A 21,399-nucleotide genomic window follows, 5' to 3' on the forward strand; every position below is an offset into this window, starting at 1 on the left:
CCCTGCCGGCGCTCATCGCCCAACTCGAGGCGCAGCAAAAAGCCATCGCGCAGGAACTCTTCGACGGCTCGCTGTACGCCAGCAATGCCAGGCGCGCCGCCGAACTCACTGCGCGTAACACTACCCTTGAGGAAGACCTCATGCAAGCCCTGCAGCGCTGGGAAAACCTGGCGGCTTGAGGCCAATTGAATGGCGCTTGCTGGCGCAGCACAGGATGCTGGTTTCAGCATGATTATGGCCTTTAGCTCAATAGACACGGGCGTAAACAGCTATCTAATTAATAGCAAACCGCTTTTGCCGCCCACTGCCGGCCCGGGGTAGCGCCGCGCGGCCGGCTAATTTAGAACGCTCTTTTACGAAAAATCCTCGGCAGAACTGTTGACAGGTGTTGACAGTACCTTTCACGAAACTTACATTGAAAGCTTCGCACGGAGGCTTTCAATGTCAGTTCCTTCTAAACCTTCCAGAACCCATCCCTGGGACCACCTCGGTTTGACACAATTACAGCGCATCAAGCGCTGGCAGGTCGACCATCAAGGCGCGCGCCCGCTGGAATACCAGGCATGGGAAGCGGCGCTGACGTTCTGGGTGATGGGCTGGATAGGCTGGCTGCCGGCCTTTGCGTTTGAGGCGCCTTGGGCCTACCCGCTGTGCCTGCTGGGCATTCTTACGCCCAAGCTTTATGTATACGGGCGCGCCCGGGCGCAGACGGCTGGGCGTCTCAGGTGCGACTGGCTGGACCTGCTGGCCTGACTTACATTGCAGGCATGCATCCCATCAGCCACCCTCCCCTGACCTGTTTCAGCCTCACCACCACCGACCAGATTGCGCACCTGGTGCTCAACCGCCCGCAGGCGATGAACACCATGAGTCCGGTTTTCTGGCGTGAACTCGATCAGCTGCTGACGACCCTTCACCAGCAGGGCGAGGCACGCGTGCTGCTGATCTCCAGCACCGGCAAACACTTCAGCGCCGGCATGGCGCTGGAAACCTTTGGTGGCGACATCGCCATGGACGACCAAAGCCCCGAAGGCCGCGCGGCGATATTCGACCTGCTGGGCAATATGCAGGCCACTTTCAGCAAGCTGGAGACGCTGCGCATCCCGGTGATTGCAGCAATTCAGGGCGGCTGCATTGGCGGCGCGGTGGACATGGTGAGTGCCTGCTGCCTGCGTTACGCCAGCGCCGACGCGTTTTTCTGCATCCAGGAAATCAACATCGGCATGGTCGCCGATGTCGGCACCTTGCAGCGCCTGCCCAAGCTGATTCCGCTGGCGCTGGTCAAGGAATTAGCCTACACCGGGCGCAGGCTCAGCGCAGCCAGGGCTTTGGGCTGCGGCCTGGTCAACGAGGTGTTCGAGTCGCCCGAGGCCATGCTGGCCGGTGCGCTGCAGTGCGCGCGTGAAATCGCCAGCAAACCGCCCGTCGCCATTTGGGGCAGCAAGCAGGCAATTCACTATGCGCGCGACCATTCGGTAGACGATGCGCTGAAACAAATGGGCTGGCTGCAGGGCGCTATCTGGAGCAACCAGCATGTGCGCGAGGCGGTGACGGCCATGAAGGACAAGCGCCCCGGCAACTTTCCAGCCCTTATTCCGCTTAAAACTTTTGATGAGACCGGGCTGTAGCCCAATCAATACGGGGGTAAGTAGCTATCACTTTAATAGCGGTTGGCGCCCGTATTGATTGGGCTAGAAGCCAAACCTCTTTGCAAGGTTGACCGCACAGACGCAAGGCTCGCTGCGTCTGCTGTTTTTAAGGATTTTTGCGGAAGCCCGTAGCCGGTCCCGCCATCAAATCAGCCCGCGCGCCGACACCAGCAAAAAGCCAATCAGGCAGGAGGTAGAGACGCCGATCAGCCCGGGCAGGATGAAGCTGTGGTTGACCACGTACTTGCCGATGCGCGTAGTGCCCGAACGGTCGAACTGGATTGCGGCCAGGTCGCTCGGGTAGGTTGGCAAGATGTAGTAGCCGTAAGAGGCCGCCGCGAAGGCGACGATGTAGCCCGGCGGCACGCCAATCGACAGACCCACTGGCACCATGGCAGCAATAGCCGCCGCTTGGGAATTGACAAGTTTGGACACCAGCAGCAGCGCGATGGCAAAAGTCCAGGGCTTGGTCTTGATCAGGTCGGTCAGTGCGGCTTTCAGCTCTGGCAGGTGGGCCTCGAACACCGTATCGGCCATCCAGGCGATGCCAAACACCGCCACCACCGCAATCATGCCGGCGCGAAACACCTCGCTCTTGCCAATCAGCATGGGGTCGGTTTTGGTGAACAGAATCATCAGGGCACCGGCCAGCAGCATGAACATCTGGATCGTCAGCACCATCGACACGGGCTTGCCGTTAAAGACTGGGCGCAGCGACGGGAAAGCACCGAGCACCGCCACCACGGCAATGGCAGTGACAAAAATCCACATCGCGGTCCACTGATCCGTCGACAGTTTTTTGCCCATCAGCGTGTTGCTCTCTCCGAAGATGATTTTGCGCTGTTCCGGGTCAGCAATGCGGGCCTGAAACGCCTCATCACGGTCGAGGTCCTTGCCGCGAAACCAGCTGAAGATGCCAATGGCCAGCACACCGGTCAGTGTCGAGGGAATGGTGATTGACAGCAGCATGATGAAATCAATCGGCGCGCCGCCCTCTGGCGCCTTCGCCAAAAAAGCCACCAGCGATACCACCGCCACCGAAACCGGGCTGGCCAGAATGCCCATCTGGCTGGAGATCGAGGACGCCGCCATCGGCCGCTCGGGCCGGATGTTGTTCTTGATGGCCACGTCATAAATAATCGGCAGCATCGTGTACACGACATGCCCGGTGCCGCACAGCATGGTCAGCAGGCAGGTGACGAACGGCGCCAGGATGGAGATGAATTTCGGGTTGCGGCGCAGCACCCGTTCGGCACCTTTGAGCAAAACTTCCAGCCCGCCGGAGGCCTGCAAGGTCGCCGACGCCGCCACCACCGCGATGATGGTGAGCATCACGTCCACAGGCGGCTTGCCCGGCGGCAGTTTGAAGGCAAACGTCATGATGACGATGCCAAGCCCCCCCAGCAGTCCCAATGCCACGCCGCCTTTGCGCGCACCGTAAAACAAGCAGATCAGAATCACGGCGAGCTGTAATAGAAGTGTCATTTTTGGATACCATTGGTAAATTTCATTACTTGAAATATAACACTGGTAAAAACCCTTAATTCTCCAAAAATATGACTCAATTCGAAGAAAGTCATGAATGCCGTCATCGCGAGCCGGGCGGCGCTGCTTGCCGCCTGTGCCAGCCCGTAGGTCGCTTTTGTGAACAGACCGGTGGCGCCGACAGATTCAGCCCCGAAGCGTGGGCTTACTGCCGCGCCGTTCTCGTATTTGCGGGCAAACCTTGAGGATGACTGGTGCGAAACGGGTTGATGTCCAGCCCGCCGCGGCGCGTGTAACGCGCATAAATTGACAGCTTGGCCGGCCGGCAGCGCGTCCACAGGTCCATGAAGATGCGCTCGACGCACTGCTCATGAAACTCGTTGTGGTTGCGAAAGCTCACCAAGTACTGCAGCAGGCCCTCCTGGTTGATCTGCGGACCCGAATAACTGATCCGCACGCTGCCCCAGTCGGGCTGGCCCGTTACCAGGCAATTGCTTTTAAGCAGATTGCTGGTCAGCACCTCGCTCACCGGCGGCTCATCAACGGCGGCGCTCAGCAGGTCGGGGGCCGGCGTGTAGCGGCTGCACTCAATGTCTAGCCGGTCCAGGCTCAAGCCATCGAGTTCGGCTACCGGCTCGCGGTCAAACAGCTCGGGCAGCAGCAGTTTTACGCCCACGATGGACGGCTGCGGCGCGCCGCGCCAAGCCGCTTCACTGATGTCGGCGCGCAGCCGCGCCTGCACCTCGGCAGCGTCGGAAAACCGCGTGTTGTTAAAGCTGTTCAGGTAGAGCTTGAAGGATTTGCTCTCGACGATGTTGGGCGTTTCGCAGGGCACGGTGAAGTGCGCCAGCGCCACCTGCGGCTTGCCGCGCGCGTTAAGCCAGCTCAGCTCGAAGGCGGTCCACAGATCGGCGCCAAAAAATGGCGGGGTGCCGGCGACGCCTAGCTCCAGGCGCTTGGCGGCGCGTGCCATCGGAAACAGCAGCGCGGCATCGTATTGGTCGGCATAGCCGGACGCCTTGCCCAGTTGGGATTGATCAGGGGTGTTCATGGGTAATTTGGCTTCAATTTGATTTTGCACCCTTGCCATGCGGAACCGGCAAGGCCCGCAATTTCAGCCGTCACGCGTCAGAATTGCTATTATTTTCACAGCTGCTTGCACCCGTAGATACTGGGCTAGAAAGGTATTTCATTCAACAATCAAGAAAACCGCGCGGTCAGGCGGCTAACATCCCTGGCGTTTCAGTGGCCCGGCCCGCGCCTGAACACCAAACGATCGGGTTCGGACGCGGCGGCTTCGAATTGATAGCCTTCGGCGTCAAAGCCCTGCAGCTTGCTTACCGCGGTCAGCTTTTTTTCAATCGCGTAGCGCAGCATCAGGCCGCGTGCGCGCTTGGCGTTGAAGCTGATGATCTTGTACTTGCCGCTCTTGAACTCTTCAAACACGCAGCTCACCACACGCGCTTTCAAAGCCTTGCGGTCCACCGCCTTGAAGTATTCCTGGCTGGCCAGATTGACGATAACCGGCGAGCTGTCGGCGGCGGCACGTTCATTGAGGTAGTCGGCAATTTGGGCACCCCAGAACTGGTAGAGATTTTTGCCCTGCGCGGTTGCCAGCGCGGTGCCCATTTCCAGCCGGTAGGGCTGCATCCAGTCGAGCGGGCGCAGCACGCCGTAAAGGCCGCTCAAAATGCACACATGCTGCTGCGCCCAGCCCAGCTGCGCCTCACTGAGGGTTTTGGCCGCCAGCCCGCCGTAGACATCACCATTGAAGGCGAGCACCGCCTGCCGGGAGTTTTTGGCTGTGAATTTTGGCGACCAGACCTGGTAGCGCGCCACGTTCAGGCCCGCCAGCGCATCCGACAGCTTCATCAGCGTGCTGATTTGCTGCGGTGTTTTGGTTTTGAGCACATCGATCAGCTGGGCCGACTGCTGTGTGAAAAGCGGCTTGCTGTGCGCCGCGAGGGGCAGCGCAGTAATGTAATCCAACGCTTTGGCGGGAGAGAGTAAAAACAGCATGGCTTGAGGTAGTTGGGGCGAAGCAAAGCCCTGACTTTACGACAGCGGCACCGCGCCGCGGGCGGCGCAGCCGGCAAAGCCCGGGATCAGCGCAGATCGCTGGCCAGCGACGTCAGCGTTTCTGCGGGAATGGTCACATGCGCCGGGTAATGCGTGTGGTCGCAACCGAGCTTGACGCCGGCGCCGGCCTTGACGGCCGCGCACATGGCTGGGTCCAGCTCGAAACGCACAAAATGCACGGCCGAGGTCTTCTCGTCGTTTTCGCGGTCCATGTCTTCATCGGCAATCGCATAGACGTGGACGTGGCCCTCGACTTCTACAAACAGCCTGTCCTCGACCCCAATCAGACGCGCCAGCTCCCGCTTGCGCTCATTGACGTCGGGGTACTCGATCAGCATCGTGGCCTTCCAGTTGCTGCCATCGGGCATCAAGGGCGCATAGGCGTCGATTTCCTGTTGAATCGCGTCTTCCTCAAAGATTTTTTCAAGGCGCAGCATTTCCTGTATCTGGTAGCGGATGCTGGTTTCGCTCTCGAACTGCACATTGATGTGCTCGCCCAGATGCACGCTGCGCAACTGGCGGTGCGCCATGACCTCCAGTTTTTTTTCCTTGCGGTACTTGCTGTAAGCCTCCAGCGTCATGAGGCTGTCTGCGGTGATTTTTCCGATGGTTTTCATAGTCAATCCAGGTCAGTCAAGACCGTAGGCCGTGCGTATCAGCGTCAAGGGGTGTTTTTGTGGCGGCGTGCCAAGCTGATTGACTTCAAAGCCCTGCGCAATGTGGTGCCCGCCCAGCGGACAGTCGCTGCTGATGACATCGGGCAGGCCGCCATCCTTGTGGCTGGCCATGGCTTTAAACAGCGGTTTTCCGATTTTCATAGCCTGTTGGTGGTAGGGCACTTTCACGCCGAAGGTGCCGGCGTGGCCAGAGCAGCGCTCGTGCGTCTGCACGCTGGTGCCAGGCACCATCTTGAGCATTTCCTCGGTCTTCTTGCCGATGTTCTGCACGCGGCCGTGGCAGGGGATTTGGTAGCTGATCTTGCCGAGCGGCACGGAAAATTCGGTCTTCAGCAAACCATCGCGTTTGCGCGCCATCAGGTATTCAAACGGGTCCCACATGTGCTCCTTGACCAGCTGCACGTCAGCGTCATCGGGGTACATCAACGGGATTTCCTGCTTGAACATCAGCGTGCAACTGGGCACCGCGCTCAAGATGGCGTAGCCCTCTTTGGCGTATTTCACCAGCACCGGAATGTTGGCTTCTTTGCTGCGGTTGACCGCGTCCAGGTCGCCAAGCTCCAGCTTGGGCATGCCGCAGCATTGTTCTTTTTCCACCAGTACATAAGGCACTTCGTTATGACTCAGCACCTTGAGCAGGTCGTGGCCAATGCCGGGTTCGTTGTAGTTGATGTAGCAGGTGGCATAGATCGCCACCTTGCCAGGTGTCTTGACGCCGTCTTTGATCGGATACGGCAGCGACTCCAGCGCGCCTGAGCGGAATTTTTTGGTCGCCAGTTCGGGCAGCCAGGCGTTTTTATCGACGCCCAGCACTTTTTCCATCACGGCGCGCGCCGGTTTGGTTTTATTCACCGCGTTGGCCAGCTGCACCACGATGGGAATGCCGGCAAACTTGCCGTGCACATCGGTGGAGGCCAGAAACTTTTCGCCCAGCCCGACCTCGCCTTTTTTGAACTTGATGGCCTTGGCGCGCAGCATGGTGTGCGGAAAGTCCAGGTTGAACTGGTGCGGCGGCACGTAAGGGCACTTGGTCATGTAGCAGAGGTCGCAGAGGTAGCACTGGTCCACCACCTTCAGGTAGTCCTTCTTGTCCACCGCATCGACCTCGCCGGTTTTGCTGGCATCGACCAGGTCAAACAGCGTGGGGAAAGAGCCGCACAGGCTCACGCAGCGACGGCAGCCATGGCAGATGTCGAAGATGCGCTCCATCTCGTGCAGGCAGGCTTCCTCGTTGTAGTAGTCGGGATTTTTCCAGTCAATGGCGTGACGGGTGGGGGCTTGCAGATTGCCTTCAGTGGCCATGGGTCTGTCTCTTGTTGGAAGTTCGGAAGTTAGCAAGTTGGGAAAGGTCTGGATTGGGCGCTCAAAAGAGCGCCCAACACGCACCATTCAGTGCTTAGTCAACGAGTTTTAGTCAACCAGTTCAGCCAACGCCTTGGTGTAGCGGTTGGCATGCGAACGCTCAGCCTTGGCCAGGGTTTCAAACCAGTCGGCTACTTCGTCGTGACCTTCGTCACGCGCAGTTTTGGCCATGCCGGGGTACATGTCGGTGTATTCGTGGGTCTCGCCTGCGACGGCAGACGCTAGGTTTTCACGGGTGGCGCCGAAAGGCATGCCGGTAGCCGGGTCGCCGCACTGCTCCAGCCACTCAAGGTGACCATGGGCGTGGCCGGTTTCGCCTTCCGCGGTAGAGCGGAACAGCGCTGCCACGTCGGGCTGGCCTTCAATGTCGGCCTTGTTTGCAAAATACAGATAACGGCGGTTCGCCTGTGATTCGCCGGCAAATGCAGCTTTCAGGTTTTCTTCCGTGCGGGAGCCTTTGAGAGCAGCCATGGAAATCTCCTTAGTGTGTTGATGAAATAAATACAGTGAGGCGCTTCGATCCAAAGGGCCGAAGACCCAACTACATTAACGCGATTAAAGCGCTGCGTCTAATTGCCTCCATCAATGCACATAGTTGATAAAAACTATCCGACAAGTCATATCAATAATCATTTTTTATTTAACCATGGTTGGCTTGTTTTCGCCCTTTGTTACTCACGCCTGGCACCAGCACTTTGCCAGGCTTGGCAGGCCCACCGCGTTACGGTACAGTGAATTGGTTACGTCTGGGCTCAATGGGCGCCCGCTCAGCGGTGGAGACGGCAAATTACGGCGCAGACAGCGCAGACAACGGATAGCGCGCATAAAGGGCGCTAAAAAAGGTTCAGGAGATTGCTCATGAATTCACCCATCAAAGACTCGCCTTTCATTGCGGCGGCTCGGGGCCTGCCCCTGACCAGCCTGCCCGCCGCCGCGCCCATCCACCAGCTGCACCACTACGCCTACCGCGCCAAAGACGCCGAGGAAACGCGGCATTTCTACGAAGACATTCTGGGCTTGCCGCTGTACCACATCATCCAGAGCGACTACGTGCCCAGTACCGGCGAATACTGTCCCTACACGCACTTTTTCTTTCGCCTGCAGGACGGCTCCTTCATCGCGTTTTTTGACCTAGGCAATGACGAGGCGGCCTTGCCTTCGCCCAATACGCCGCTGTGGGTCAACCACATTTCATTTCGTGTCGATTCCGTTGCCGACCTGGAAGCCATGAAAATGCGGCTGCAGACCAACGGCGTCGAGGTGCTGGGCGTGACGGACCACCATATCTTCAAGAGCATTTACTTTTTTGACCCGAATGGCGTGCGGCTTGAACTCACCGCGCAGCTGGCGGACGCGGTGCAGATGCAGCAGGAAAGCCAGACCGCCCACGCGCGGCTGGCCGAGTGGACGGCGCGCAAGCAGCAGTGGCGCCAAGAGCGCGCCCAGGGCCAGGCCCCCGAGGCGCTAAAACCTCAGCAAAACGACCGGCCCGAAGTGACCGGAAAATCGGAAAAGGCCGCCAAGCGGGCTTAGCCTGGCGACGGCATTTGCTATGTTTTTAATAGCTGCTAGCGCCCTTCCCATATGGGCTAGAGCCCTAAATCATTGATAAAAGCTGTTGCAGGAGCACCCCACCCATGCTGAAGACCCCCCAAGACGACGCAGTCGCTGCTTCGCTAACCTCGGCAACACTGACTCCAGCTTTTACCAACGGTTATGAATTTGCCCAGGGCGCGGGCTACGTGCTACCCGAATACCCGTTTGTAGAACCGCCCGAGCTCGGCAGCGGCGAAATAATGCGACACCCTGTCGTTATTGTGGGTGGCGGCGTCACCGGCCTGAGCCTGGCCTGTGCACTGGCGCAGTACGGCGTCAAGGCCTTGCTGCTCGACGAAGACAACACGGTGGGCGTCAAGGGGGCGTCGTCGCGCGGCATTTGCTATGCGCAAAAAACGCTGGAGATCTTCAAGCGCCTGGGTATTTACCAGCGCATCGCCAACAAGGGCGTGCAGTGGAGCGTGGGCCGCACTTTTGCCGGGGCCGACGAGGTTTACTCCTTTGACCTGCGCCAGCAGCAGGCGCACTCGCTGAGCCAGCAGCCGCCTTTCATCAATATCCAGCAGTTTTACATCGAGGGCTTTCTGGTCGAGCAGCTGTGCCAAGCCGATGCGCAAGAGCGGCTGATTGACATCCGTTGGAGCCACCGCATCACGGCGTTCAAACAGAATGCCGAATTCGCGACGCTGTCCATCGTGACCCCGGCCGGCCCGTATTTTCTGGAGGCCGAGCATGTGATTGACTGCAGCGGCTCCAAAAGCCCCTTTCGCGCCTGGTGCGGTGCCACGCTGACGGCCAAAAAAGGCGACGACCGCTGGTGCATTGCCGACGTGCGCTTCAAGAACCCGCCGCCGGTTGAACGCCACACCTGGATAGAAGCGCCATTTAACGAAGGGCGCGCCGTCTGGCAGCACCTGATGGCCGACGGCGTCTGGCGCATCGACTACCAGATGCCGCCCGACGCCGACCCGGAGGAAGTCAGCCGCGAAGACGTGGTGCGCGGCCGCCTCAATGCCCAGTTTGGCCGCACGCTCAGCGTTGAGGAATGCGAAATCGTCTGGGTCGGCCCCTACGCCTACCGCAGCGAATGCCTGGACAGCCTGCGCTACGGCCGGGTGTTTTTTGCCGGCGACGCGGCCCATGTGGTGAGCCCGTTTGGCGCACGCGGCGGCAACTCGGGCGTGCAGGATGCCGACAACCTGGCCTGGAAGCTGGCTGCGGTGCTGCAAGGCCGCGCCGCCGCGCCCCTGCTAGACAGCTATGACGAGGAAAGGCATGAGGCGGCGCAACAAAATGTGCGCATCACCAACCGCACCGCACGCTTTTTGCGCCCGGCTGACGGCGCTGAACGGCTGTTTCGCACGGCTGCCCTCAGCCTGGCGCGCCAGCATCTGTTTGCCCGGCAACTGGTCAATACCGGTCGCATGTCCACGCCCAACAACTACACGCGTTCGACGGCCTGCGAGCCCAGCGGCGGCTTGGCCACGCAAAACGTCGCCCTGACCTGGGCCAATGGCAGCCAGGGCGAATTGCTGGACCTCTTTAAATGGGCGGCCGGTCGCTTGCTGTTGCTGATCTTCGGCGACCTGTCGGCCGCGGCAGCAGCGCGGCTGCGGGCGCTTTCGCTCCAGTCCGACATACGCTGCGTGCAGGTGATCGCGCCGGGTGACCGGGCGGTGGCGCTTGAACATGTCGTGGACCAGCACGGCCACCTGCAGGCCACCTGCCACGTCTTTGGCCACGCCTGGGCGCTGCTGCGGCCCGACAGCTATGTCGCCGCCACCGGCGAGAGCATTGACGCTTCGCTGGTGCATGCCCTGTCTGCGGCGCTGGGCACCGGCGCCAACCTGCAGCAGGAGGCCGCATGACCTTATCGAGAACTTCCAACGCCTTCAGCGCCAGTGAAACCACGCTTAAAACCAGTCTGCATTTTCAGGATGCCGACACGTTTTACGAGAACCTGCTGGACGCCCACCATGGCCTAAGCCCTGAAGAGTCCGAGCGATTCAACGCCAGGCTGATCCTGATCATGGCCAACCAGCTGGGCAACACGGTTTTGCTGCAGGCCTGCATTGCCGCAGCCCGCGAGCCAGCCGCCTAGACGGCAGAGCCAGTGCTCGACGGCACCAAAGTCAAAACCATCGTGCTACAGACGCAGGACGCATGCTAACGTTGAAAAAGGCGGTCGGGATCTGCTGTTTCCGTCGTTCCCGCGACGGCGGAAACCCAGTTGCACATGCGCCCGCGTGACAAAAGCGCGCACGTATGACGGCAGGCGTTTAACCCACGCGGCGCCAACTCCGTGTCTCCAAGCGCTATAAATTCAATAGCTGCTCACGCATGTTTTTAGGAGGCTGCAGGCCTTTTTAATGCATGAAATAGGCAAAAATGACCGCCGGAAAGGGTTTGAATCCGGTTCAAACTGCCCCCGCAAGTCAGAAAACAGCCGTTTTACGCCTAAAAAAGGCCCGCAAGCCAATAAATCCGGGCGTTACCAGCTAGCAATTCAATAGCACTGCAAAATCCATTCAATGCTGCCGCCTACAGGCGCAGGCCGTTTATGGCCGCAGGCGGGCGGAGCAGGCTGTCGAATAAAATCAGGCAAGTCCCATCCACCCCAGGCGGCATCCCTGCGATGCCGTTTTTTATTGCCCGCCATGACAGACGCCGCCACGCCCACCCCTGAAGCCCAAAAAGAATTCCCGCCCACGCCAGCGCTGGACAGCCTGGCCAAGTCGTTTGAACCGGCGGCGATTGAAAGCCACTGGGGCCCGTTGTGGGAGCAAAGCGGCCAGTACGAGCCGACGCTGGACGCCGCCAAGCCCTCGTTTTCCATCCAACTGCCGCCGCCCAACGTGACCGGCACACTGCACATGGGCCATGCGTTCAACCAGACCATCATGGATTCGCTGACGCGTTACCACCGCATGCTGGGCCACAACACGCTGTGGCTGCCCGGCACCGACCACGCCGGCATAGCGACGCAAATCGTCGTCGAGCGCAAGCTGCAGGGTGAAGGCAAGACCCGTCATGACCTGGGCCGCAAAAACTTCGTCAGCAAGGTGTGGGAATGGAAGGAAGAGTCCGGTTCGACGATTACGCGCCAGATGCGCCGTATGGGCGACTCGGTGTCGTGGAAGCACGAGTACTTCACCATGGACCCGAAAATGTCCAAGGTGGTCACTTCGACCTTTGTGCAGCTGTATGAGCAGGGCCTGATTTACCGGGGCAAACGGCTGGTCAACTGGGACCCGGTGCTGAAATCCGCGGTGAGCGACCTGGAAGTGGAAAGCGAGGAAGAAGACGGCTTCATGTGGCATATCCGCTACCCGCTGGCCGACGCAGATGGAAAGCCGTCTGCCGACGGAGGCTCGCTGACCGTGGCCACCACGCGGCCCGAAACCATGCTGGGCGACGTGGCGGTGATGGTGCACCCGGAAGACGAACGCTACCGGCACCTGATTGGGAAGGAAGTTACGCTGCCGCTGTGCGGCCGCAACATCCCGGTGATTGCCGACGATTACGTGGACAAGGAATTCGGCACCGGCGTGGTCAAGGTCACGCCCGCGCATGACACCAACGACTATGCGGTCGGCCAGCGCCACCAGTTGCCAATCATCGGCGTGCTGACGTTGGACGCCGCGATCAACGACAACGCGCCCGAGAAATACCGGGGCCTAGACCGCTTCGTCGCCCGCAAGGCCGTCGTGGCTGACCTGGAAGCGCAGGGCTTTCTGGTCGAAGTGAAAAAGCACAAGCTGATGGTGCCGCGCTGCACCCGCACCGGCCAGGTGATCGAGCCGATGCTGACCGACCAGTGGTTTGTCGCCGTGAACAAGGTTAGCGACCAAGACCCGACCGGCAAATCCATCGCCCAAAAAGCGATTGACGCGGTGGACAGCGGCGCCGTGAAATTCGTTCCCGAGCAGTGGGTGAACACCTACAACCAGTGGATGGGCAACATCCAGGACTGGTGCATTTCGCGCCAGCTCTGGTGGGGCCACCAGATTCCGGCGTGGTACGACGAAGACGGCAGGGTCTATGTCGCCACCGACGAAGCCGCCGCGCAGGCCCAGGCGCCTGGCAAAACCCTGCGCCGCGATGAGGACGTGCTGGATACCTGGTACTCGTCGGCGCTGGTGCCCTTCTCGTCGCTCGGCTGGCCTGAAAAGACCAAGGAGCTGGACCTGTTCCTGCCATCCAGCGTGCTGGTCACGGGCTACGACATCATCTTTTTCTGGGTCGCCCGGATGATCATGATGACCACGCATTTCACCGGCCAGGTGCCGTTCAAACACGTGTATATCCACGGCCTGGTGAAGGACGCGCAGGGCAAGAAGATGAGCAAGTCTGAAGGCAATGTGCTCGACCCGGTGGACCTGATCGACGGTATCGAACTCGCCCCGCTGTTAGAGAAGCGCTCGCAAGGCCTGCGCAAGCCCGAAACCGCGCCGCAAGTGCGCAAGAACACCGAAAAGGAATTCCCCACCGGCATTCCCGGCTATGGCGCCGATGCGCTGCGTTTCACGTTCGCGTCCCTCGCCAGCCTGGGCCGCAGCATCAACTTTGACAGCAAGCGCTGCGAAGGCTACCGCAACTTCTGCAACAAGCTCTGGAACGCCACGCGCTTCACGCTGATGAACTGCGAAGGCCAGGACTGCGGCTTGCAAGAGTACAGCAAGGCGCAAGGCGCGCCCGGCGGCGAGTTTGAAAACTACCTGTCGTTCTCACAGGCCGATCGCTGGATTTCGTCGACCATGCAGCGCGTCGAGCTGGACGTGGCCAAGGGCTTTGCCGAGTACCGTCTGGACAACGTGGCCGGCAGCATCTACCAGTTCATCTGGGACGAGTTTTGCGACTGGTACCTGGAAATTGCCAAGGTGCAGATCCAGCAAGGCAACGATGCGCAAAAACGCGCCACGCGCCGCACGCTGATCCGCACGCTCGAAGGCATATTGCGGCTGGCCCATCCGGTGATTCCCTTCATCACCGAAGAACTCTGGCAAAAGGTGGCGCCGGTGGCGGGCAAAAGCGGCGCCTTCATCGGCCTGGCGGCCTATCCGCAAAGCCAGGCTGAGAAGATTGATCCACAGGCCGAAGCGCATGTGGCCAAGCTCAAGACGCTGGTCGATGCCTGCCGCAACCTGCGCGGCGAAATGAAGGTGTCGCCGGCCACCCGCCTGCCGCTGTTCGTGCTGGGCGACAGCGCCTTCATGAGCGCCGTGGCACCGGTGCTCAAGGCGCTGGCCAAGCTCAGTGAAGTCAAGGTGTTCACCCTGGAGGCCGAATGGGCGGCCGCTGCAGAGGCAGCGCCCGTGGCCGTGGTCGGAGAGGCTAGAGTTTGCCTGTACATGGAAGTGGATGTGGGCGCTGAAAAAGCCCGTTTGGGCAAGGAAGCCACGCGCCTGGAAGGCGAACTGGTCAAGGTCCATGCCAAGTTGGCCAACGAGACTTTTGTGGCCAAGGTACCACCGGCCGTACTGGAGCAGGAGCGCAAGCGCCTGGCAGACTTCACGGCCACACTGGAAAAAATCAGGGAACAACTGCTACGCTTGAAATAGCCGAGCGGCTATTCAACTATTTGGTGGCCGCCGGCATCAAGACATCCAAAAGTAAGATGCCCACCCGGCCATCCCTTTTTTTGAAGCTTTCTTGCAGACTAGCGCGCTTACGCGAATTTCTCACGCCAGGTCGGGCTCTAGTCCGGCGACGTGACAGTCAAAAAAACGTCAGACTATAGACTTTTATTTAGGAAGAGCCCGATGCAAAAATTCAAGTTACGCAAAGCAGTTTTTCCAGTCGCCGGGCTGGGCACCCGCTTTTTGCCCGCCACCAAGGCCAGCCCCAAGGAAATGCTTCCCGTCGTGGACAAGCCGCTGATTCAGTACGCGGTGGAAGAGGCTTATTCGGCAGGCATACGTCACATGATTTTCGTGACCGGCCGCAACAAGCGGGCGATTGAAGACCACTTTGACACCGCTTATGAGCTGGAAAATGAGTTGGAAATGGCCGACAAACACGCCTTGCTTTCGCTGGTGCGTTCGGTTCAGCCCAACGACATGAACTTTTCCTATGTTCGCCAGCCGCGCTCGCTGGGCCTCGGGCACGCCGTGCTGTGCGCCGAACACTTGGTCGGCCAAGAGGCCTTTGCCGTACTGCTGGCCGACGATCTGATGGTAGGCCCGAAAGGTGGCGAGCCGGTCATGTCGCAAATGGCGGCGCAGTTCGAGGAACTGCAGCAGTCAATCATCGCGATTCAGGAAGTGCCCGCCGAGCAAACCCGCCGCTACGGCATTGTGGCCGGCGACGAAGTGCGCCCGGGCCTGATCAAGATCAGCCACATGGTCGAGAAACCCGCCCCCGAGGACGCACCCTCGCGCATGGGCGTGGCGGGCCGGTACATTTTGACGCCCGCTGTGTTTGAGCACATTCGCAATCAGTCGGGCGGGGTCGGCGGTGAAATTCAACTGACCGACGGCATTGCCGGGCTGATGCGTGACGAGAGTGTTTACGGCTTTCAATATGCCGGCAAGCGCTACGACTGCGGCAGCAAGGAAGGCTTTTTGGAAGCCACCGTCGAACTGGCTCTGCAGCATCCGGAAGTCGGCGCGCATTTCAGAAACTATCTTGAAAATCTGCAGATCGGCTGGTCTGGCAAGGAACGCAGACTTGACAAGTCGCTGTAAAGCGTTATTGAAAGTCAGCGCCGCTTCAATACGTGAATGAAGTCGCTGCCGGCAGCTTGCTGATCGATCAGCTCGTTGCCGGTCTGCCTGGCAAAGGCCTGAAAGTCGCGGGTTGAGCCGGAATCGGTGGACACCACGCGCAGCAACTGGCCGCTCAGCATTTCGGCCAGCGCTTTTTTGGCTTTCAAAATAGGCAGCGGGCAATTCAGGCCGCGGGTGTCGAGTTCTTTGTCGATGTGCATGGTGAGTCCTTGAATTGGAGTCATTTTAAGTAATAACAGGGCACCACTCGGGTCATCCGGGCCACAGGCTGCAACAGTCCCGCATTTAGGCGGGCTTGCTGTCCCACTCCATGAACTCCGGCGCATAGCCGCGCGTGCGTAGCCAGTCCGCCAATGCGTAGCCGGTGCCTGCCGGCCAGCACCTAATTTTTTCAAAATCGTAGAGTCGGTACTCTGCCAGTTCGGGCGACAGCCTGACCTCGCCAGTGCAGACGGCGTGATACGCAATGATGATCTGGTTCATGCGCTGAAAATCGTAGACGCCGATCAGGTCGAGCGCCGTCGTGTCCAGATTGGTTTCTTCCTTGATCTCGCGCGCAATGCCGCCCTGCGGCGTTTCGCCGGCCTCCATGAAGCCGGTGATCAGCGCAAACATCTTGCCGGTCCATGCGGCGTTGCGCGCCAGCAGAATCTGGCCCTGGTATTCGACCACCGCCGCCAACACCGGGGTGGGATTGTTCCAGTGCGTGTAGTTGCAGGCAGGGCAACGCAGGCGCGCCTTCTCGCCGCTGTCCTCCATTTGCGACAACAGCGCCAGCGGCGTCGCACAGCGCGGGCAAAAGTGGAATTCTTCGGTCATGGACAGTCAGTCGAGGTAAGTGAATGCTATTATTTTTATAGCTGATTACGCCCGTCCCGTAAGGACTACAGGCAATTTTGTTTAAAAATAGAAGAAACGATGTGGAGCATCAGGCCGGAAAGACGCCCGTGGAGAGGTAGCGGTCACCGCGGTCGCAGACGATGAAGACAATCACCGCATCTTTCACCGTCTTGGCAATTTCCTGCGCCACCCAGCAAGCGCCGGCCGCTGAAATACCGGCAAAAATGCCCTCCTCGCGCGCCATCCGCCGGCACATCTCTTCAGCATCGCCTTGGCTGACCAGCACCAGTTCATCCACATGGCTGGGGTCATAAATTTTGGGCATATAGGCCTGCGGCCATTTGCGAATGCCCGGAATGCGCGAGCCTTCTTTGGGCTGGGCGCCAACAATCCGGATGGCTGGGTTTTTTTCCTTCAAATAACGCGAGACGCCGGTAATCGTGCCGGTGGTGCCCATGGCACTGACAAAATGCGTCACCTTGCCAGCCGTATCGGTCCAGATTTCGGGCCCGGTGGTCTCAAAATGGATGCGCGGGTTGTCCATATTGGCGAACTGGTCAAGCACCCGGCCCTTGCCCTCTTTTTGCATCTGGTCGGCCAGGTCTCGCGAGTGTTCCATGCCGCCACTCTTGGGCGTTAGGATAAGTTCAGCGCCAAAAGCTTTCATGGTCTGCGCGCGCTCAATGCTCAGGTCCTCCGGCATGATCAGCACCATGCGGTAACCCTTGATGGCGGCGGCCATGGCCAGCGCAATGCCGGTGTTGCCCGAGGTGGCTTCAATCAGCGTGTCGCCGGGCTTGATCTCGCCGCGCTCTTCAGCGCGCCGAATCATCGCCAGCGCCGGCCGGTCTTTCACTGAGCCGGCCGGGTTGTTGCCTTCAAGTTTGCCCAGAATTACGTTGCCACGTAATTCGTTTTCTTCGGCAGCGATGCGTTGCAATGCGACCAGCGGCGTTTTGCCGATTGCGTCTTCAATGGTTGGAAAGTTCATACGACACACTGTGCCATAATTTCGCTCTTCGCTTCTTCTTGCCCGGGTGGTGAAATTGGTAGACGCAGGGGACTCAAAATCCCCCGCCGAAAGGCGTGCCGGTTCGATTCCGGCCCCGGGCACCAGTCGATCGAGTCAGACAGACTCAGAACTCCTCAGAACCCGCATGTCGCCTAGGCATCGCGGTTTTTTTGTTGTCTCATGCGGCTTCACCGACCACCATGACATACCCTCAAAACGATGGTGTTCGTGATGGTACCAGCGCCTTCCGGGCCACTCAGACTGTGGCTGTGCCAGCCCGACAGCGTGCCGCCGTGGTTCACGCCCGTGTCCGCTCCAGTCTCCGTCAAGCCGCCCACGTTCGGACTGGCGCCGCGCTGCCAGGCGAACTGCAATTTCACGCGGTGGTTGCGCTCGGTGGTGAGTTGTTCACCGGGCAAGCCCAGCACCAGGGCGGTCTGCGGGCCGCTGGCCACAGCCACGGCAGGCGTGCTACCGGCCAGAGGCAACACCGGCACGGCTACGCGAACGGCGCAAAAGCGGTTGCGGTAAGTGCCGCGCTCCAGACGGCTCAGGTCGCCGGAATCATCATTGCTCCTGTTTTGATAGCTGCTTGCGCCCGTAGCTATTGGGCTGTCGGCCGATTTGGCACCTAAACTGGTACTTCCCGTACTGCCTACGCGCTGCAGCAGCTGGCTGACCTGCGCTGGCAGGTTGTTGGCGGCGGCGTGCTCGACCCTCAAGAGCTTGAATTGGCTTTGCTCGCCTGTGTAATGGGCGTGCCCGGTCAGGGTAAAGCGCGCGCCTGCGCTCATCTGGCGGGCACTGCCTGCGCCATGAAAGGTTTTGTTGGGAAGCTCCAGGGCGGCCAGGCGCAGCTGGGCCATTTGCTGGGCAGCCGCTGCATTGGCATAGCGGCGCTGGCCGGCGCCGTCGTACTGCGCCAGGGTGGGCAGGGCGCCAGCGTTCAAACCACTGGCAAGCTCGGCACTGGGGGCCAACAATTGCTGGTGGTCCCAGCTGCTGAGGGCCACGGCGTTGGCGCCCACCTGGCGCTGGGCCGAGAAGGCGGTGATGGTATCTAGCTTTTCTGTGGCGGCGGTGCGGTGAAAGCGAATCGAGGTTAGCGAGGCAGAGGGCGATACGGCAGGCCATTGGTTGAGGCTGGAGGCGGCATCAAAAATCACCAGGCAGTGTTTGGCGTGGGCCGCTGGTTTGTCGTTTGCCTCGTCTCGCCGGGCACTTGTTTTGTCACCTGGCTGCTCGTGTTTAAAGCGGTGACTCAGGCCTTCGCTGGCCAGCAGGCGGCTCAAAAAATCCAGATCGCCTTCCTAGTATTGGGTGCAAATCGCGCGCTTGGTTAGAAGCTGCGTGACCTCGAAGCGAAGATTGGCCTGCGGGTGGTCGGCCAGCAGCTCTTGGGCAATGCCCAGCGCATCTTTGTCTTGAAAGAGGAAAGCGTCGCGGCGCAGCGCCAGGAAAGCTAAAAAAGGTGACAGCGTGAGGCGGTAACGCGCCAGCCCGCCGTCGGCGCCCAGCCAGGCGGCTTCGGTGCAATAGCCGTGCCAGGCGCGGTGGTCACCGCCGGGCAACAAGACACGCAAGGTGGGTTGCTCGCCGATGAATTGCTTAAGGTCCAGCGAGGTGGAACCGCTCAGGCAATCGATGTCAAAGCGAAGCAGGGGATTGACGGCTTCCACGCCATGAAAGCGCTCGACCACCAGCCGGTCCGGCAGCGCCAAGCCCTGGGCGGTTTCCAGCTCAATCAGCCGGGCGCGCTGGGACAGGCCGGTGCCGAACAGGGCCAGCAAATCGGCGGGGTTCAGCCCTGGGGTGTTGAGGCCTTCGGCGCTGGCAAATGCCTGCCCGGCTGCGGCTGGGTTGTTCGTGGTTTTTTCCTCCTCTGGTACCGACAAAAAACTTGGCCACATGCGTATTTTTGCGGCTCCTTGGAACATTAATTGCTATTATTTTGATAGCTGTTAGCGCCCGTATCTATTGGGCTACAGCCGTTTTTACAGCCTATTTCAGCTCAATTCCGCAATCAGGTCGATGTACATCTGCATGGCTTCGTCCTGCGACGTGCCCTTGAGCTTGTTCCAGGCGTCCCACTTGGCTCTGGCCACCATGTCGCTGAAACCGGGTTTTTGCTCAGTGTTGTCCCCCGTGCTGCCTTGCTTGTAGAGGGCGTAGATTTTCAGCAGCGTGGCATTGTCGGGGCGCTCGCTGAGGTACTTCGAATCGGCCATGGCTTGGGCGAAGGTGGCTTGCAGGTCTGACATGGGAACGCTCCTTGTTCAAAAAAATTGCACCCCGAAGAAGGGCTGGGGTCGTGGGGCTATCTTAGCGACCGCCTATTTTCCAAGGCAGGCGGCCTTGAGTTGCTGCTGCGGGGTTGCGGTGAGTTGCGGTGGGCAGCACCAAGTCAGGGCTACTTAATGGCTGCAACCCAATGAAATCGTGCGCAAGTAGCTATGCTTTTAATAGCTAACCAAGACCCATCAGGGGGCAAAGCGGCGCGCGGCGACCTCCAGCAAGCCGTCAAAAATCAGGTTGTCCACCAGCTCAAACCTGACCGACAGGCTGGGTGCCATCTTCCAGCCGGCGCCGCCGGTCATGATGCACTCGGGCGTCTCGCCGCAATGGCGCGTGACGTTTTCCACCATGCGCTGCACCGCGCCGGCGATAGCGAAGGTGCCGCCGCTGGTCAGCGCGTCACTGGTGTTGGTGGGAAAGTCGCGCACGTCGCCGGTGGGCACATGCAGGCCGGCGGTGCCCGATTCAAGCGCGCGCAGCATGATGCCGTGGCCGGGCAGGATGATGCCGCCCAGGAATTTTCCGGAGGCGTCAATCGCCTCGACCGTCACCGCCGTACCGACCATGACCACCACGCAGGGCTTGCGGCTGCCACGCGCCAGCAGGCGGTGGTACGCCCCTATCATGGCGACCCAGCGGTCGGCTCCCAGGCGCGCCGGGTGGTCGTAGCCGTTGCTCAGGCCGGCTTCCTGCGGACTTGACACGACCCAGACCGGGGCGACGTCCCACAGGTCCATCTGCTCTGCCAGGCGCCGCTTGATGGCGTCGCCCGCGACGATGCAGCCGAGAATTCGCGACGGTGGCGGCAAGGCGCGCCATTCGTCCTCGGCCAACCGGTCGATGTTTTCCAGAAACACCGCGCCTTGCGCCAGCAGCTTGGCGCCCACCACGGGCGTGTCGTAGTGGGCCCATTTCAGGCGGGTGTTGCCTACGTCAAGCGCTAGAAAGGTCATTGGGCTGAATTATGAACAGGTTTGCCGCGTGCGCCCGAGGTCGCCCGGCTAAAGTTTTTTGACTGGACACGGCGTCAGGGCTCGCCATCAAATCAGGCCGAACCAGCAAGCGCGCTGCACCGCCGCCAGCTTGTTGTCGACCTTGAGCTTGGTCATGGCATTGGCCAGGTGAAAGTTGACGGTGCGCTCGCTGCAGAGCAACAACTCGCCGCTTTTGCGCGCCGTCGTGCCCTGAAAAGCCAGCTTCAGGCATTCGAGTTCGCGCGGACTCAAGGGGCTGCGGGCCTCTGCCAACGCCCGCTTGAGCAGCGGCCAGATGTTGAGCGCGGACCAGGCCAGCGCCGCCGCCTCGCTGCGGTCGTGCCACTGGCGCGGGCTGAAAAGATAGCACTCGAAAGCGCGCCCAACCGTCAACGGAAACGCGATTCGGACGACGCTCTGGTAGCCATGACCGAGCCAGAGCCTGCGCCAGCGACTGAGATTTTCGAAAGCCGACTTGGATATATCCTGCCAGGCCACCAGCGGCGCATCGGAATCGCGCCAGAGCGCGCCAAAATCCCGGCTCTCGGCTAGCGCCTGGGCGGCTTCAAGCAGGCGCGGCGGATGCAGGGCCAGCACCAGTCGGTCCTCATCACCGGCGAAAGGGTCAGGGCCCAGCACCATCAGGGCTTCGACCGAAAACTCATGCAGGGCGCACATCCAGTCGCTGATGACGCCGTCCAGGCTGACACTGTCAAAATTAGCAGGTAGCTGCATTAGCTC

20 protein-coding genes, 1 tRNA gene and 1 pseudogene are annotated in these 21,399 nt (G+C 60.2%); 9 read left to right on the forward strand and 13 right to left on the reverse strand.

Annotation, left to right across the window (positions count from 1 at the left end; genetic code table 11):
* Positions 1–14: 14 nt before the first annotated feature.
* From HHJ18_RS04385 to HHJ18_RS04395, 3 genes are all read left to right on the forward strand, one after another.
* Positions 15–179, forward strand: coding sequence for an ABC transporter C-terminal domain-containing protein (locus tag HHJ18_RS04385; protein ID WP_296912259.1), 165 nt, complete (start codon positions 15–17; stop codon positions 177–179).
* A gap of 262 nt (positions 180–441) precedes the next feature.
* The gene (locus HHJ18_RS04390; protein ID WP_296911951.1) at positions 442–753 is read left to right on the forward strand and encodes a hypothetical protein; all 312 of its coding nucleotides are present in this window, start codon (positions 442–444) and stop codon (positions 751–753) included.
* A gap of 14 nt (positions 754–767) precedes the next feature.
* On the forward strand, positions 768–1,628 hold the full coding sequence (locus tag HHJ18_RS04395; RefSeq protein WP_296911953.1) for an enoyl-CoA hydratase-related protein: 861 nt from the start codon (positions 768–770) through the stop codon (positions 1,626–1,628).
* Between the two features lie 165 nt (positions 1,629–1,793).
* On the opposite strand, the gene HHJ18_RS04400 is transcribed toward HHJ18_RS04395, so the two are convergent.
* From HHJ18_RS04400 to HHJ18_RS04425, 6 genes are all read right to left on the reverse strand, one after another.
* Entirely contained in the window at positions 1,794–3,134 is a 1,341-nt protein-coding gene (locus HHJ18_RS04400; RefSeq protein WP_296911954.1) for an anaerobic C4-dicarboxylate transporter, read from the reverse strand.
* 205 nt (positions 3,135–3,339) lie between these two features.
* Positions 3,340–4,185 (reverse strand): NADPH-dependent 7-cyano-7-deazaguanine reductase QueF, encoded by an 846-nt coding sequence (queF, locus tag HHJ18_RS04405; protein ID WP_296911956.1) that lies wholly within the window; start codon positions 4,183–4,185, stop codon positions 3,340–3,342.
* 191 nt (positions 4,186–4,376) lie between these two features.
* Complete coding sequence (yaaA, locus tag HHJ18_RS04410; protein ID WP_296911958.1) at positions 4,377–5,153, reverse strand: peroxide stress protein YaaA; 777 nt, start codon at positions 5,151–5,153, stop codon at positions 4,377–4,379.
* 86 nt (positions 5,154–5,239) lie between these two features.
* A complete protein-coding gene (locus HHJ18_RS04415; protein ID WP_296911960.1) occupies positions 5,240–5,830 on the reverse strand; it encodes a DUF3501 family protein in 591 nt (196 codons plus the stop codon).
* A 12-nt stretch (positions 5,831–5,842) separates the two neighbouring features.
* Positions 5,843–7,192, reverse strand: coding sequence for a heterodisulfide reductase-related iron-sulfur binding cluster (locus HHJ18_RS04420; RefSeq protein WP_296911961.1), 1,350 nt, complete (start codon positions 7,190–7,192; stop codon positions 5,843–5,845).
* 108 nt (positions 7,193–7,300) lie between these two features.
* Complete coding sequence (locus tag HHJ18_RS04425) at positions 7,301–7,723, reverse strand: rubrerythrin family protein (RefSeq protein WP_296911963.1); 423 nt, start codon at positions 7,721–7,723, stop codon at positions 7,301–7,303.
* Positions 7,724–8,110: 387 nt separating this feature from the next.
* Between HHJ18_RS04425 and HHJ18_RS04430 the strand changes: the two genes are divergently transcribed.
* The 5 genes from HHJ18_RS04430 (at position 8,111) to galU (ending at position 15,495) form a co-directional block, all read left to right on the forward strand.
* A complete protein-coding gene (locus tag HHJ18_RS04430) occupies positions 8,111–8,785 on the forward strand; it encodes a VOC family protein (protein ID WP_296911965.1) in 675 nt (224 codons plus the stop codon).
* 104 nt (positions 8,786–8,889) lie between these two features.
* A complete protein-coding gene (locus tag HHJ18_RS04435) occupies positions 8,890–10,677 on the forward strand; it encodes an FAD-dependent oxidoreductase (RefSeq protein WP_296911967.1) in 1,788 nt (595 codons plus the stop codon).
* Entirely contained in the window at positions 10,674–10,910 is a 237-nt protein-coding gene (locus tag HHJ18_RS04440) for a DUF2783 domain-containing protein (protein WP_296911969.1), read from the forward strand. The genes HHJ18_RS04435 and HHJ18_RS04440 overlap by 4 nt, the downstream gene beginning before the upstream one ends.
* Before the next feature lie 556 nt (positions 10,911–11,466).
* Entirely contained in the window at positions 11,467–14,370 is a 2,904-nt protein-coding gene (locus HHJ18_RS04445) for a valine--tRNA ligase (protein WP_296911970.1), read from the forward strand.
* A 201-nt stretch (positions 14,371–14,571) separates the two neighbouring features.
* Positions 14,572–15,495 carry a UTP--glucose-1-phosphate uridylyltransferase GalU gene (galU, locus tag HHJ18_RS04450; protein WP_296911973.1) on the forward strand — a complete coding sequence of 308 codons (924 nt, stop codon included), beginning with the start codon at positions 14,572–14,574 and terminating at the stop codon, positions 15,493–15,495.
* Between the two features lie 14 nt (positions 15,496–15,509).
* Here galU and HHJ18_RS04455 read toward each other — a convergent pair whose 3' ends face one another.
* The 3 genes from HHJ18_RS04455 to cysM form a co-directional block, all read right to left on the reverse strand.
* Positions 15,510–15,737, reverse strand: a complete 228-nt coding sequence (locus HHJ18_RS04455) for a sulfurtransferase TusA family protein (RefSeq protein ID WP_296911974.1) — start codon at positions 15,735–15,737, stop codon at positions 15,510–15,512.
* Between the two features lie 85 nt (positions 15,738–15,822).
* On the reverse strand, positions 15,823–16,356 hold the full coding sequence (locus HHJ18_RS04460) for an NUDIX domain-containing protein (RefSeq protein ID WP_296911976.1): 534 nt from the start codon (positions 16,354–16,356) through the stop codon (positions 15,823–15,825).
* A 109-nt stretch (positions 16,357–16,465) separates the two neighbouring features.
* Positions 16,466–17,368, reverse strand: coding sequence for a cysteine synthase CysM (gene cysM, locus HHJ18_RS04465; protein WP_296911977.1), 903 nt, complete (start codon positions 17,366–17,368; stop codon positions 16,466–16,468).
* Positions 17,369–17,408: 40 nt separating this feature from the next.
* On the opposite strand from cysM, the gene HHJ18_RS04470 reads away from it, so the two are divergent.
* Positions 17,409–17,493 (forward strand) — tRNA-Leu (locus HHJ18_RS04470).
* Between the two features lie 84 nt (positions 17,494–17,577).
* Here the strand turns inward: HHJ18_RS04470 and HHJ18_RS04475 are convergent.
* From HHJ18_RS04475 to HHJ18_RS04490, 4 genes and pseudogenes are all read right to left on the reverse strand, one after another.
* Positions 17,578–19,326, reverse strand: a pseudogene (locus tag HHJ18_RS04475) (type VI secretion system Vgr family protein).
* Between the two features lie 69 nt (positions 19,327–19,395).
* Entirely contained in the window at positions 19,396–19,650 is a 255-nt protein-coding gene (locus tag HHJ18_RS04480) for an acyl-CoA-binding protein (RefSeq protein ID WP_296911979.1), read from the reverse strand.
* A gap of 219 nt (positions 19,651–19,869) precedes the next feature.
* On the reverse strand, positions 19,870–20,637 hold the full coding sequence (locus HHJ18_RS04485) for a type III pantothenate kinase (protein ID WP_296911981.1): 768 nt from the start codon (positions 20,635–20,637) through the stop codon (positions 19,870–19,872).
* 87 nt (positions 20,638–20,724) lie between these two features.
* Positions 20,725–21,393: a helix-turn-helix transcriptional regulator gene (locus HHJ18_RS04490; RefSeq protein ID WP_296911983.1), complete on the reverse strand. Its 669-nt coding sequence runs from the start codon at positions 21,391–21,393 to the stop codon at positions 20,725–20,727.
* Positions 21,394–21,399 lie beyond the last annotated feature (6 nt).

Origin of the sequence: Polaromonas sp., from assembly GCF_012927455.1 — a bacterium.
Classification (GTDB): domain Bacteria; phylum Pseudomonadota; class Gammaproteobacteria; order Burkholderiales; family Burkholderiaceae_C; genus Polaromonas.

What these genes read in the sequence shown, in the direction of transcription:
- HHJ18_RS04390 (WP_296911951.1), top strand. Translation starts at nt 442, where the DNA reads ATGTCAGTTCCTTCTAAACCTTCCAGAACCCATCCCTGGGACCACCTC.
- HHJ18_RS04395 (WP_296911953.1), top strand. Translation starts at nt 768, where the DNA reads ATGCATCCCATCAGCCACCCTCCCCTGACCTGTTTCAGCCTCACCACC.
- HHJ18_RS04400 (WP_296911954.1), bottom strand. Translation starts at nt 3,134, where the DNA reads ATGACACTTCTATTACAGCTCGCCGTGATTCTGATCTGCTTGTTTTAC.
- queF (WP_296911956.1), bottom strand. Translation starts at nt 4,185, where the DNA reads ATGAACACCCCTGATCAATCCCAACTGGGCAAGGCGTCCGGCTATGCC.
- yaaA (WP_296911958.1), bottom strand. Translation starts at nt 5,153, where the DNA reads ATGCTGTTTTTACTCTCTCCCGCCAAAGCGTTGGATTACATTACTGCG.
- HHJ18_RS04415 (WP_296911960.1), bottom strand. Translation starts at nt 5,830, where the DNA reads ATGAAAACCATCGGAAAAATCACCGCAGACAGCCTCATGACGCTGGAG.
- HHJ18_RS04420 (WP_296911961.1), bottom strand. Translation starts at nt 7,192, where the DNA reads ATGGCCACTGAAGGCAATCTGCAAGCCCCCACCCGTCACGCCATTGAC.
- HHJ18_RS04425 (WP_296911963.1), bottom strand. Translation starts at nt 7,723, where the DNA reads ATGGCTGCTCTCAAAGGCTCCCGCACGGAAGAAAACCTGAAAGCTGCA.
- HHJ18_RS04430 (WP_296911965.1), top strand. Translation starts at nt 8,111, where the DNA reads ATGAATTCACCCATCAAAGACTCGCCTTTCATTGCGGCGGCTCGGGGC.
- HHJ18_RS04435 (WP_296911967.1), top strand. Translation starts at nt 8,890, where the DNA reads ATGCTGAAGACCCCCCAAGACGACGCAGTCGCTGCTTCGCTAACCTCG.
- HHJ18_RS04440 (WP_296911969.1), top strand. Translation starts at nt 10,674, where the DNA reads ATGACCTTATCGAGAACTTCCAACGCCTTCAGCGCCAGTGAAACCACG.
- HHJ18_RS04445 (WP_296911970.1), top strand. Translation starts at nt 11,467, where the DNA reads ATGACAGACGCCGCCACGCCCACCCCTGAAGCCCAAAAAGAATTCCCG.
- galU (WP_296911973.1), top strand. Translation starts at nt 14,572, where the DNA reads ATGCAAAAATTCAAGTTACGCAAAGCAGTTTTTCCAGTCGCCGGGCTG.
- HHJ18_RS04455 (WP_296911974.1), bottom strand. Translation starts at nt 15,737, where the DNA reads ATGCACATCGACAAAGAACTCGACACCCGCGGCCTGAATTGCCCGCTG.
- HHJ18_RS04460 (WP_296911976.1), bottom strand. Translation starts at nt 16,356, where the DNA reads ATGACCGAAGAATTCCACTTTTGCCCGCGCTGTGCGACGCCGCTGGCG.
- cysM (WP_296911977.1), bottom strand. Translation starts at nt 17,368, where the DNA reads ATGAACTTTCCAACCATTGAAGACGCAATCGGCAAAACGCCGCTGGTC.
- HHJ18_RS04480 (WP_296911979.1), bottom strand. Translation starts at nt 19,650, where the DNA reads ATGTCAGACCTGCAAGCCACCTTCGCCCAAGCCATGGCCGATTCGAAG.
- HHJ18_RS04485 (WP_296911981.1), bottom strand. Translation starts at nt 20,637, where the DNA reads ATGACCTTTCTAGCGCTTGACGTAGGCAACACCCGCCTGAAATGGGCC.
- HHJ18_RS04490 (WP_296911983.1), bottom strand. Translation starts at nt 21,393, where the DNA reads ATGCAGCTACCTGCTAATTTTGACAGTGTCAGCCTGGACGGCGTCATC.